Origin of the sequence: Rhodococcus sp. DMU2021, from assembly GCF_019641445.1 — a bacterium.
Classification (GTDB): domain Bacteria; phylum Actinomycetota; class Actinomycetes; order Mycobacteriales; family Mycobacteriaceae; genus Rhodococcus; species Rhodococcus pyridinivorans.
Genome location: NZ_JAIFKB010000024.1, coordinates 14,943 through 27,192 on the forward strand (window position 1 = coordinate 14,943; position 12,250 = coordinate 27,192).

Annotated in this window: 9 protein-coding genes; 1 reads left to right on the top strand and 8 read right to left on the bottom strand. The window is 66.4% G+C overall.

The window, feature by feature from the left end; genetic code table 11:
* Positions 1-64: 64 nt before the first annotated feature.
* On the top strand, positions 65-3,079 hold the full coding sequence (locus tag K3M35_RS22945; RefSeq protein ID WP_220667012.1) for a Tn3 family transposase: 3,015 nt from the start codon (positions 65-67) through the stop codon (positions 3,077-3,079).
* A gap of 395 nt (positions 3,080-3,474) precedes the next feature.
* On the opposite strand, the gene K3M35_RS22950 is transcribed toward K3M35_RS22945, so the two are convergent.
* From K3M35_RS22950 to K3M35_RS22985, 8 genes are all read right to left on the bottom strand, one after another.
* Positions 3,475-4,995: an acyl-CoA synthetase gene (locus K3M35_RS22950; RefSeq protein ID WP_220667013.1), complete on the bottom strand. Its 1,521-nt coding sequence runs from the start codon at positions 4,993-4,995 to the stop codon at positions 3,475-3,477.
* A gap of 119 nt (positions 4,996-5,114) precedes the next feature.
* Complete coding sequence (locus K3M35_RS22955) at positions 5,115-5,624, bottom strand: flavin reductase family protein (RefSeq protein ID WP_220667014.1); 510 nt, start codon at positions 5,622-5,624, stop codon at positions 5,115-5,117.
* On the bottom strand, positions 5,621-6,934 hold the full coding sequence (locus K3M35_RS22960) for a bifunctional 3,4-dihydroxy-2-butanone-4-phosphate synthase/GTP cyclohydrolase II (protein WP_220667015.1): 1,314 nt from the start codon (positions 6,932-6,934) through the stop codon (positions 5,621-5,623). Before K3M35_RS22960 ends, K3M35_RS22955 begins: the two co-directional genes overlap by 4 nt.
* 539 nt (positions 6,935-7,473) lie before the next feature.
* On the bottom strand, positions 7,474-8,097 hold the full coding sequence (locus K3M35_RS22965) for a TetR/AcrR family transcriptional regulator (RefSeq protein WP_220667016.1): 624 nt from the start codon (positions 8,095-8,097) through the stop codon (positions 7,474-7,476).
* Between the two features lie 107 nt (positions 8,098-8,204).
* Entirely contained in the window at positions 8,205-8,582 is a 378-nt protein-coding gene (locus K3M35_RS22970; protein ID WP_220667017.1) for a nuclear transport factor 2 family protein, read from the bottom strand.
* 253 nt (positions 8,583-8,835) lie between these two features.
* A complete protein-coding gene (locus tag K3M35_RS26965; protein WP_220667018.1) occupies positions 8,836-9,264 on the bottom strand; it encodes an alpha/beta fold hydrolase in 429 nt (142 codons plus the stop codon).
* 74 nt (positions 9,265-9,338) lie between these two features.
* Positions 9,339-10,490 carry an acyl-CoA dehydrogenase family protein gene (locus K3M35_RS22980; RefSeq protein ID WP_220667019.1) on the bottom strand — a complete coding sequence of 384 codons (1,152 nt, stop codon included), beginning with the start codon at positions 10,488-10,490 and terminating at the stop codon, positions 9,339-9,341.
* 554 nt (positions 10,491-11,044) lie between these two features.
* Positions 11,045-12,247 (bottom strand): acyl-CoA dehydrogenase family protein, encoded by a 1,203-nt coding sequence (locus K3M35_RS22985; RefSeq protein WP_220667020.1) that lies wholly within the window; start codon positions 12,245-12,247, stop codon positions 11,045-11,047.
* Positions 12,248-12,250 lie beyond the last annotated feature (3 nt).

The window sequence follows — 12,250 nt, forward strand, 5'->3', positions numbered from 1 at the left end:
GCGGATTCGGCTGGGTAGGCTTCTGAGCTGCGGGGTTTCAGGTCCGGGCTGGGAGGTTGGTGGGTTGGCGACTCGGGTGTTCGCGGAGGAGGAACTCAAGGCGCTGCGACGGTTCCCGGAGATCTCCAGGGAGGAGTTGTTCCGGTTCTTCACGCTGACTCCGGCGGATGTGGCGTTCGTCGACCCGGGGCGTGGCCGCGGCCGGGCCGACCGGCTGGGGCTGGCGGTGGCGATGTGTTCACTGCCGTGGCTGGGGTTCGTGCCCGACGACGTCGCGTCCGCGCCGCGGGCGGCGGTGGCGCGTCTGGCCGAGCAGCTTCGGGTGAACCCGGACGTGATCGGCGCGTACGGCCGTAGGGCGAAAACCCGGACGGAGCATCTGCGGTTGGCGGCTCGCTATCTGGGATGGCGGGCCCCGACGTCGTTGGAACTCAAGGAACTCGACGAGTTTCTGTTGGCGCGGGCGCTCGAACACGACTCGCCGACGCTGCTGTTCCGGCTCGCCTGCGAATACCTGATCTCGGCGCGGGTGATCCGCCCCGGACCGGTGACGGTCGTCGAACGCGTCGCCCACGCCCGCGAAGAAGCCCGCAGGGAAACGTACGACCGGCTCGCCCACCTGCTCACCGAGCAGCGGCGGGCCGGGCTGGACGCGCTGCTCGAGGTCGACCCCGAGATCGGGATGACCCGGTTGCGGTGGCTGGGCACCGGACCGGTGGAGGCCTCCCCGGCGGCGGTCAAGGCCGAGGTCGCGAAGCTGGAGTTCCTCCGCACACTCGGCGCGGACAGCCTGGATTTGTCGATGCTGCCGGCCGAGCGGCGCCGGTTTCTGGCCACGCTGGGCCGACGCCTGACAGGACAGGCACTGTCGCGGCGTGGGCCGCAGCGCCGCTATCCGATCCTGTTGACCCTGCTGACGCAGTCGGTGACCGAGGTCCTCGACGAGGTCGTGCAACTGTTCGACCAGGCGATCTCGGCGCGCGAGTCGAAGTCGGCGTTCAAGATGCGCGACGCGCTGGCGGAGCGTGCGCGAGCCGGGGAGGACCGGCAAGCCCTGCTCGATGCGATCTTGGCGATCGCCGCCGACCCCGACGTCGCCGACGAGAACGTGGGTGCGTTGATCCGCGGCGAGACGATCGGCTGGGAACGGCTGCGCGCCGCCCAATCGACCGCGCCGCCGCGGCTGCCGCGCGATCACGGCCACCTCGCGGCTCTCGACGGCTCCTACGGGTATCTGCGCCAGTTCACCCCGCACGTGATCGCGGCGGTGCCGTTCGCCGGCGGCACCGCCGCGGCCGAACTGGTTGAGGCGGTGGGGATCCTGCGGGAACTCAACGCGACCGGTGCCCGCAAGGTCCCCGCCGGCGCCCCGACCGGCTTCGTCCCCGCCCGCTGGCGCGGCTATCTCGATGCCGCTACGAAGGCGGGTGATCACACCGGGTATCGGCACTATTGGGAGCTGTGCACGCTGCTCGCGTTGCGCGACGGGCTGCGCAGCGGGGACGTGTTCGTGCCGGGCTCGCGCCGCTACGCCGACCCTGCCGCCTACCTGCTCACCCCGGACTCGTGGCGCGATCAGCGGGCCGAGTACTGCCGTCTGGTCGGCAAACCCGCCGATCCTGCTGCCGCGTTGGGCCAGCTCGAGGCCGAGTTGACCGAGGCGCTCGGCGAGCTCGAGCGGGTGCTCGCCGAGGCCGGCGGGCCGGTGCGGCTCGACGCGGCCGGCGAGTTGGTGATCTCCCCGCTCACCGCGGAGGACCTGCCGGTGGAGGTGGCCGACCTCAAGGCCGAGCTGACCGAGATGCTGCCGTTCGCGCCGATCGTGTCACTGCTGATCGAGCTGGACACACGCACCGGATTCCTGGACTGCTTCACCCACGCCGGCGGCAAACAGGCCCGCCCCGGGGAGGTGAAACGCAACCTCATCGCGGTGCTGCTGGCGTATGCGACGAACCTCGGCCTGACCCGGATGGCTGGCGCCTGCGGCATCTCCTATGACGTGCTGTCCTGGACCAGCGAATGGTATGTACGGGAGGAGACGCTGCGGGCGGCGAACCTGACCCTGATCGACCACCACCACACGCTGCCGCTGGCCGCGGTGTTCGGCACCGGCACCCTGTCCTCGAGCGATGGGCAACGGTTCCCGACCCGCGGCAAATCGGTCACCGCCCGGGCACTCAGCCGCTACTTCGCCAGCGAGGGCCTGTCGACATACACGCACGTGACCGATCAGCACGCCACCTACGGCACGAAGATCATCGTCGCCACCCGGCGCGAGGCCCACTATGTGCTCGACGAGATCCTCGGCAACGCCGCCGACATCCCGATCACCGAACACGCCACCGACACCCACGGGGTCACCCTCGTCAATTTTGCGCTGTTCGACCTGCTCGGCCTGCAGCTCTCCCCGCGGATCCGGGATCTGGGCAAGATCACCCTGTACCGGACGGGGTCGAAAACCGCGGTGCAGGCGGAATTTCCGCTCGCCGGCCCGCTGCTGACGCGGCGGGCGAACCTCGAGTTGATCGCCGCACACTGGGATGACCTGCTGCGTTTGGCAGGGTCGCTGAAGTTCGGGCACGCCACCGCCTCCCTGCTGGTCGGCAAACTCTCCGCCTCCAGCCGGCAGAACACCCTCGCCGCGGCGCTGAAAGAGTACGGGGCGCTACGGCGCACGGTCTACGCCGCCCGCTACCTGACCGATGCGGCGTATCGCCGCCGGATCGCCCGGCAACTGAACAAGGGCGAATCGTTGCACGCGCTCAAACGCGACCTGCTCTACGCCCACGAGGGCACCATCGGCGCCCGGCACCTGCAGCAACAAACCGAACAGGCCTGGTGTCTGACGCTGGTCACCAACGCCGTCGTCGCGTGGACCACCGAGTACTACGGGCTCGCCGTCGACTCGATGCGCGCCGTCGGCCGGCGGATCGATGACGAAGTCCTCGCCCACATCTCCCCGGCGCACAGCGAGAACATCAACTTCTTCGGCTCCATCGACCTCGACATCGACGCCGAACTCGCCGCGCTCGGTCCCACCGGCTACCGACCGCTACGAGTGAGCGACACCCTCTTCTGAGTGGTCCCCAGGCGGAGCGGACGGGTCGGATGATCGCCGTGTCGGTTGCGAGCGGCGCGATGTCGCTGCGTGAACGAGCCACGCTCGTAGCCGTGACTTCTGGGGGCGTATCACCTCGGCGCTGCCCGATTGCCGATTTTGCCGCGACCACGAACCTCACCCGGACTGTGACTTTCAGTCTCGTTGGCAGGATCCTCGGGGAGGCAGGGTGCGGAGCGTTGCCGGAACCGGGAATGGTGTAGCGGTTGTTGTGGCCCGGACTTGATCGTCCTCGTCGCAGACGCGCCCCAGCCTGCTGGGTCGTCCGGGCTGGGGCGTTGGGAGTCTTCGGCATCGCGATGTGCTCCCGGGGGTCTTCCGCAGTGGTGCCGTGCCAGTGTCCCTTCTTGGTTCGGTCATGCCGTGCGCAGTTCGCGCTTGAGTAGCTTGCCGCTCTGGTTCCGTGGCAGCGTCTCGACGAACCGGATGGCTTTGGGCACCTTGAATGGCGCGAGCCGTTGTTTGACGTGGTCGATCAGCTCACCCTCGGTGACGGCCTGCCCGTCCTTGAGCACCACGACGGCGGTGACGGCTTCGATCCACTTCTCGTCCGGGGTTCCGATCACCGCGACCTCGGCCACCGCGGCGTGCGTGTAGAGGGCGTCTTCGACCTCCCGCGAGGCGACGAGAATGCCACCGGTGTTGATGACGTCCTTGATACGGTCGACGACGGTGATGTACCCCTCGGCGTCCCGTGTGACAAGGTCGCCGGAATGGAACCACCCGTCGCGAAACGCCTCCTCGGTGGCTTCCGGGTTGTCCCAGTAGCCCAGGCACAGTTGCGGCGACCGGTACAGCACCTCACCGGGTTCACCCTCGGGCACGTCGTTGCCCTCGTCGTCGACCACGCGGGTTTCGACGAACAGGATCGCCTTGCCGCACGACGACGGCCGCTCCTGATGTTCCTCGGGGCGCAGAACGCATGCGAGCGGCCCGATCTCGGATTGCCCGAAGCAGTTGTAGAACTGCAGATCCGGGTAGCGCTCGCGCAACCGGTTCAGCACCGTCACCGGCATGATCGATGCCCCGTACTGGGCCTTTCGCAGCGACGACAGGTCACGGGTGTCCAGGTCCGGGTGGTTCGCGAGCGGCACCCATACCGTCGGTGCAAGGAACAACGATCCGATGTGCTCGGCCTCGACGAGCCGCAGAATCTCCGGGATATCAGGAGCGGGCAGCAGCGTGATCGTCGCACCCACCGCGAGGTACGGAAGCATAAACACGTGCATGCCGGCCGAGTGATACAGCGGCATGCAGATCAACGGGTTGTCGTCCGCCGCGAGATCGAGAGCCACGATCGACGAGGTGTACTCGAACACCAGGGCACGATGGGTCATCATGGCGCCCTTGGGCTTCGATGTCGTCCCCGAGGTGTAGAGGAGCTGGACGAGTTCGGTGTCGGTCACGTCGAGTTCGAGCGTGGGCACCTCGCCGGTTGTGGCGATCGCCTGTAACGAGTCGTCGGTGTCGCGGAGCGGGAGCACGACCTCGGCGGGCACATCGGCGCGTACCTGATCGACGTTGCCTTGCAGGGCGGGGTCGACGAGCACCGCACGGGCGCCGGACTGCGCGAGCAGATAGCTCAGTTCCTCGCCGCGCAGCGCGTAGTTGATCGGCACGTGCACCAGGCCGGCGCGGGCCGCGGCGAGGTAGCCGATGACGTAGGCGTCGGAGTTGGTGCCGTATGCCGCGACGCGATCGCCCTGGTGCAGGCCGAATGAGCGCAGCCGCGCGGCCGCGCGGGTGACCGCGTCGTCGAGTTCGCGGTAGGTGAGGGTGCGGTCGCCGAACCGCAGGGCGGTGCGGTGGGGGAAGCGGGCGGCGCTGCGGTGCAGCACGCCGTCGACGGTGTTCACCCGCGGGTTCGAGGTAGTCATGGCGCTCTCACTTTTCGGTCATTCGGATTGGTCACGATGCTGTGGGATCGGTTGCTGCGGACCCGAGTCGAAGCAGGTATTGCGCCGATCCCTTCCGATATACGCGGTGGGTGTGGTCACTAGGCGAGCATCCGGAAGGCGCGCTGGAAGTAGATCGCCGGTTCGGCCTCGCGCACACTGGTGTGCTCGACCCGGCCGACCAGGATGGTGTGGTCTCCGCCGGCGTGTCGAGCGGAGGCGGTGCAGTCCAAGGTGACACAGGCGTCGGTGAGGACGGGCAGACCGCGTTCGTCGGGGACGAACCCGGCATGGGTGAACTTGTCGGCACCGCGGGTGGCGAATCGTGTGGCGAGTTCGGCGTGGTCGGGGTGGATGACGTGGATCATCCATCGTTGCGCTGCGGTGAAGACAGGGTGGCACTCGGCGGTGTCGGCCAGGCACACCAGAACCAGAGGCGGGTCCATCGATACGGAGCAGAACGAGCTCGCCGTGAAGCCCCACCAGCGGCCGTCGGCATCGGTGGTCGTGACGATCGTGACGCCGCTGGGGAAGGACGCCATCGCGCTGCGGAACAGTTGTGTTTCGGTGGGCTGCGTCGGCGCGGAGGCAGTCGAGGTGTTCACGGTCATGACGCCTCAATCTCGGCTACCATGCGGCGCTCGCGCCCCTCGTGCGCGCCGTCGAGGGCGTGCCCCATGCGTGCGCGTTTGGTCTTCAGATACTCGAAGTTGTCGGCGTTGCCTTCCACGATAATCGGCTCCCTGTCGGTGATTTCGATTCCGTACCCGGCCAGGCCTCGATACTTGGCCGGGTTGTTGGTCATCAGCGTGATGGTCTGCACTCCGAGATCGCGCAAGATCTGGGCGCCGATCCCGTACTCGCGGCTGTCCACAGGCAGTCCCTGGGCCAGGTTGGCATCGACGGTGTCGAGTCCGGTGTCCTGCAGCGCGTAGGCCCGAAGTTTGTGGCTCAATCCGATCCCGCGCCCCTCGTGGCCGCGTAGATAGACGACGACTCCGCGGCCGGCCGCACCGATCCGCCGCATCGCCGCGTCGAGCTGTTCACCGCAGTCGCAGCGGCGTGAACCGAACACGTCACCGGTCAGGCACTCCGAATGCACGCGCACGAGAACGGGCTCCTCGTTCGGGTCCGCTCCGCTCTGGTCAACGTTGCCCGCAACCAGAGCTACATGCTCGGTGCCGTCGAGCGTCGATCGGTACGCGATAGCGGTGAAGTCGCCTGCGCACGCGGGAAGCCGGCCTTCCCCGTCCCGTGCCACCAGTGTTTCGGTGCGCTGGCGGTACCGCACGATGTCCGCCACCGTGACGACGGCGAGGCCGTGCTGGTGGGCGAAGCGGTGCAGCTGGGGTGCCCGCGCCATCGTGCCGTCGTCGTTGGTGACCTCGACCAGGACACCCGCCGGGGTCAGACCGGCCAGCCGGCACAGATCGACGGTGCTTTCGGTGTGGCCGGCACGCTGTAGGACTCCGCCGGGGCGCGCACGGAGGGGGAACACGTGCCCCGGTCGGCTCAGATCTTCCGGTTTTGTTGTGTTGTCGGCGAGCGCCCGGATCGTCAGCGTACGGTCCGCTGCGGATACTCCGGTGGTGGTCCCGGCCTTGAGGTCCACCGAGACGGTGAATGCGGTGCCGCGGGGGTCGTCGCTTGCGGCGACCATCAGCGGTAACCGCAGCGCGTCGGCCCGCTCGTCGGTCACGGCTACGCACAGCAGGCCGGTGCTGTGCCGGATCATGAACGCGATCGTTTCCGCAGTGGCGAATTGCGCGGCCATGACCAGGTCGCCTTCGTTTTCCCGATCCTCGTCATCGATGACCAGGACGGGGCGACCCCGTCGTAGTTCCTCGAACGCTGCTTCCACAGTCGAACCCGCGGAGGCATCGACTGGGTCTGGTGTCCACGGGTCTCGTTGCTGGACCATGACATCTCCTGTTTGTGTAGCGCGCCCACGAGGGACGTAATCACCATGGATCGGTAGGCGGGAGTACGGGCGACCTGCCGAATCGTTCGCGGTCGTGAGCGTCGATTTCCAAAGGACTGGTCGAAATCGTCTTTCTCGGCCCGGTCTAGTTGCTGTGGTGCGCGACACATACAGTCTGACACGTGTCAGATGATTCTGACAACTGTCAGTTCGAGTTTTTGATGCCTGTCCTCCCGCAACAGTGCGGATCGAATCGAGTGTGTACGCGTGAATATCGCGCTGTGAGGTCCGCAGAGCCTGATGGCCGGCGCGATGGTTGTGCGTGTGAATGGGGGACTATCGCTGTCCGCTCCCGTCGGTGCCCTCGTCGCGATCGGATGGTTCAGCACCTTGATCGTCGCTCCGCCCGGCATGGCTTCAGCGACGATGGATGGCGCCCACTTCGGGGAACTGATGACGCTTGCGGCCGTTCGGTTACCCGCAGGCTCGCTGCACTCGGCGGGGTTCTCTCCGGTGGCGCAATGTTGACCGCCGCCGCCCTACGGTCGGCGCTCTCCGAACAGGCCGGCGATCACCGTGTCCGCGAGTTGGTCGGCATATCGTTCGAGTTCGGCGATGTTCGGGGTGTCCGGACGGCCGAGCCGACGTGCCAGTGGGGTATGGGTCATCGCCATGGTGGGTCCGATGAAAGTGAAGAACAGCAGATTGCGTGGCATATCAGGGATGGCTCTCGCGGCGATCAGACGGTCTATCGGTCCCTGAATCTGCTCCAGGGTCGGCTCGATGTATCTGTCGAACAGGTAGTCCAGTCGCTCGGACTCGTGTGCAGCCTCGTCGGCAAGCAGTCGGTGCAAGTGCGGGCTGTGCACTGTCGTCCTGTAGAACGCCCGCAGCCACGCCATCAGCAATTCGTCGTCGGTGAGTTGTCCGTCCGGGATGGACGTCAACCCCGACTCCGCCCAGGCGAAGTCGACCACCGCGAACCAGAACGACAGCTTCGAACCGAACCGATCACCGATGAAGTTGTGGTTGACACCGACCCTGCGTGCGAGTTCTCGAACTGTCGTGTTGTCGTAGCCCAGCTCCGCGAACGCGGCCAGACCGCGGCGCAACACCTCCAGGTTCGACAGATCGATTCTGGTTGCCGACGCTGGTGTACTCACGGCCTTTACCGTAGGGGCCGTTCGAGGCGGCCGCCAATTGCCCCATCGATTGCTGGTGTACCGCATCACGGCCGCCTCCGGGGCCATCAGGCCGGCGGTGCCCGCGATCAGGACGCCGTCACGACGGGCGTCGGATCCATGTAGATCTGGTATTCGACGACCTTGCCGTGCTCGACTCGGGACCGACCGACTGCCGGTATCGTGAACGACGTTCCGCTGGCCATGGTGTAGGTCACATTCAGGCAGAGCACCGCGGTGTCTGCACCGGAGAACTCGTCGAGCACCTCGTGTCGCAAGCCGACCACCGAGCGCAGGTACCGGCTCGCCCACTCGATGATGTTGTCGCGGCCAATGACCGTCTCGTTGTTCCCCAGACGGAACACCGTCTCGTCGGTGAAGAAATCGAAGAACGCCGCGAGATCGGTGTCCGAGGCCTCGATCAATCGGCGAGCCACGGTCTGCGCTGGCGGGGTCGCGGTAGACACTCTTGTGCACCTTTCAAGTTGGGTCGAGCGCACGATCTGCCGATCGACGGGAGAGCTGGAACCGAGCCCCGGGACGGAACTCCGCGGCAGGTAGGCGGCTGTGTTGCCGCCTGCCTACCGGGCGGGAGTTCCGTCCCCGGGCATCGGAAGGATCGGGCCGGGGGTGCCGACTTGTCTGGCGAGGCCAGGGCCGAGCAGTCAGTCTTCGACCTTGACGGGCGGTTCGGGCCAGCTCACCTTCTCCCAGACCTCCTCATCGGTCATGGCCACCATGGCGTGCAGCAGCATCGAATCCTGGGCCAGGTGCATGTGCGGCTTCTCGAGATCCAACGGGGGCTGCGGTATGGCCCCGTTCCGGGACACGAACGCCGCGGGGCGAGGAACCTTTGACGAACACCGGTAATCCGGTGGTCGTGGCGATGTGTTCACCGTAGGCGACGGCCGCCTCCACCCATTCCTCGATGGTGAACCGACCCTGCGGGCCGGTGATGGTCGACCGACCGTGCCCGGGCGCGTCCATGCACCACACGTCCACGCCCTGGGCGGCATGGTGCCCGGCGAAATTGTCGTAGATCCCGCCGTGTCCCCCGAGCCCGTGCAGGACCAGCAGTGCGTGGTCGGCATTCTCGCCGGGGAATCGGTAGGACGCTGTATTGCCGAGAATGTGCTCTTCGCGTATCACTGAACCGCTCCTTCGCTGTGAGGTTTCCGGGACCTCACTGGTGTGTTCATCTTTGGGTGCCCTGCACAGAAGCCTCAGAGCATCGGGGTGTTCGGCTCGAGACCGAGAGCATGCCGTCCGCCAAGTTCGCGGACGCCTTCCCAGCTCCAGAACGCGTGGGTGGACAGCACGTTGATATCCCGGAAGAACCGCTGCAACGGCACATCGAGCGCGAAGCTCGAGGCCCCACCGTTGTGGGCCATGTCGTTGATCGCGTTGCGACAGTGCTCGACGATGCCGGCCGCCTGGGTCTTGAGCCGGATGCGGTCGTCGATACCGAAGGTGGTGCCGATCAGCGCCTGGGTCTGGCGGATCTGATCGGCGACCAGTCGCTCCGCGATGAGGGCATCGATGCCGGCCTCGCCGAGCTTGATGTGTGCATACCGGTTGTCTTTCATCGCCGCGCCGGAATGGGTGCTGACCCGGCGGCGGGTGATCGCCTCGAAGGCATCGGTCGCGCCCCGCAGTGCACCGGAGAACACCGGCATCGTCTCGCAGAGTATGAACGGCGCCAACGGAACATGGTAGAGCGGGTTGTCGTGCAGCAACGCACCCTCGGTCTCGCCGGCGAACACCTGTGCGCCCGCGACCGCCCGGTAGTCCGGCACGAACACGTCCTCGAACACGATGTCGTTGCTTCCGGTGCCGGCCATGCCGGCCATGTGCCAGACGTCGTTGACGACGGCATCCTCGATGGGGATCGCGAAGAACTGCATCTGGACGTCGGTGTCGATCCCGGTGCACATGATCCAGTCCGCGTGCATGATGCCCGTACCCCACGGCACCCTGCCGGAGACGGTCCATCCGCCGTCAACCTGGGTGACGCGCATGGTGGGGGCGGTCGTCGCCGGCGCGAGGATGTACGGCCGTTCGGCGAAGAATTCGGCTTGCGCCTTCTCGGAGTATTTCGTCGCGAACAGGCAATGCCCCATGTAGAAAGCGACCGTCCAGCCGGTGGACATGCATGCGCCGCTGATGATTTCGACCACGGCGCGGTGGGTGTCCAGGCCCAGTTCGTGTCCGCCCCAGCGTTTCGGGGTGAGAATCGACAGCAGTTCGGCGTCGATGATTTCCTTGATCGTCTCGTCGTGCGGGCGGCGTAGCTGTTCGGTTTCCTGTGCGCGGGCGGCGATCTTCGGGGCCAGGCTGTGTGCCCGTGCGACGGCTTCCTCGTGGGTCAGCGACATCTCGATTTCCTTTCGTTGGGGTCGGGGTCGTTTGTGCCCGGATCTGCACTTCCGGTGCGCAGGTGCCCGACCGACATGGGCGACTGCAGAACGGCGAAGGCGGCAGTGACCTCTCACGACCGACGCAGGTAGCGGGGTGTCCTCGCGTCGTCCAACATCCGATGTGGGGCAATTCCCGTCGTGGACTCTTACCCGCGGTGAGCTGTAAAAATCCCTGGTACCACTTCGCATTTGTGGTGTGCGACGCACTCAGTCTGACAGACGTCAGAACGTCTGACAAGTGTCAGTTTCAAGATTTTCGGTACAGCCGGGATGTCGGCGCCCACCCCGTTCCGGGTGCCGACCGCGCAGGCGAGGAAGAGTCATCAGCTGGTGCTCGGCGTCCAGGTGAGAGGCGTAGCAATGGAACGGGCCGAGGCCGGCTGCAGTGAAACGGCCGGCCTCGGCCGAGCACGAAAAGAGGCCCTCATGGGGTCCGTAAGTGGGGCAGTGCGTACCGCGCGGCCTCAAGTCTCACTGTCGAGTGCGACGTAGGCGCGGTGGGTGTTGCCCGGTCAGTTGCGGTGCGCCGCGAATTCCATGCGTGCGACGGTGCGAGCGTGAACTTCGTCGGGACCGTCGGCGATGCTGACCCATCGGGCCGTCCGGTACATCTCCGGTAGGCGGAAGTCGTCGGTGAGCCCGGCGGCACCGAACGCTTGAATGGCCTGGTCGATCACGCGGCGCGCCATCCGGGGGACGGCGACCTTGATCATCGCCACCTTCGCCATGGCGGCCTTGATGCCGGCGTTGTCGATGGTGTCCGCGGCATCGAGAGTGAGCAGGCGCGCCATGTCGATGTCGATTCGCGCCTCGGCAACCTTCTGTTGCCAGTGCTCGTTGTCGGCGAGCGTCCTGCCGAAGGCCGACCGTGAGAGCAACCGGTCGCACATCGCGTCGAGGGCGCGTTCGGCGAGCCCGATCGTACGCATGCAGTGGTGGATACGCCCCGGTCCCAGTCGGCCTTGGGCAATCTCGAAGCCGCGGCCTTCGCCGAGGATCACGTTCTCCGCGGGCACCCGCACGTGGTCGAATTCGACTTCGGCGTGTCCGGCATAGCCCTCGATCACACCCAGGACCGGCAGGGGCCGCACGATCGTGACTCCGGGTGTGCCGGGCTCGACGAGGATCTGGGTGTGTTGAGTGTGCCGGGGACCGTCACTGCTCGAGCGCCCCATCACGATCCAGATGGTGCACGCGGGGTTGAGCACCCCGGTGGCGAACCACTTGCGGCCGTTGACCACGTAGTGGTCGCCGTCCCGTTCGATCGTGGTCTCGATATTGGTGGCATCCGACGATGCCACGCCCGGCTCGGTCATCAGGTATGCCGACCGGATCTCTCCGGCGAGCAGCGGAGTCAGCCACTGCTGCTTCTGTTCGGGTGTGCCGTATTTCCACAGCAGTTCCATATTGCCGGTGTCGGGGGCGCTGCAGTTGAAGATTTCCGAGGCCCACGGGATGCGTCCCATTTCCTCGGCGAGCGGCGCGTACTGCCGGTTCGTCAGTCCGGCACCGGCAATGGGGTCGGGAAGGAAAAGGTTCCAGAGTCCGGCCTCGCGGGCCTGTGCTTTGAGCTCGGTGATGATCGGCGGGGTGGTGTTGCCGAATTCTCGGATCTGCTGGTCCCACTGCGATTCACGATCACGAACATGTTCGTCGATGAACGTGCGCAGGCGGGGCAGGAGAACCTCGGTGGAGGGAAGGTACTGTGTGGTCATGTC

What these genes read in the sequence shown, in the direction of transcription:
- K3M35_RS22950 (WP_220667013.1), bottom strand. Translation starts at nt 4,995, where the DNA reads ATGACTACCTCGAACCCGCGGGTGAACACCGTCGACGGCGTGCTGCAC.
- K3M35_RS22955 (WP_220667014.1), bottom strand. Translation starts at nt 5,624, where the DNA reads ATGACCGTGAACACCTCGACTGCCTCCGCGCCGACGCAGCCCACCGAA.
- K3M35_RS22960 (WP_220667015.1), bottom strand. Translation starts at nt 6,934, where the DNA reads ATGGTCCAGCAACGAGACCCGTGGACACCAGACCCAGTCGATGCCTCC.
- K3M35_RS22980 (WP_220667019.1), bottom strand. Translation starts at nt 10,490, where the DNA reads ATGTCGCTGACCCACGAGGAAGCCGTCGCACGGGCACACAGCCTGGCC.
- K3M35_RS22985 (WP_220667020.1), bottom strand. Translation starts at nt 12,247, where the DNA reads ATGACCACACAGTACCTTCCCTCCACCGAGGTTCTCCTGCCCCGCCTG.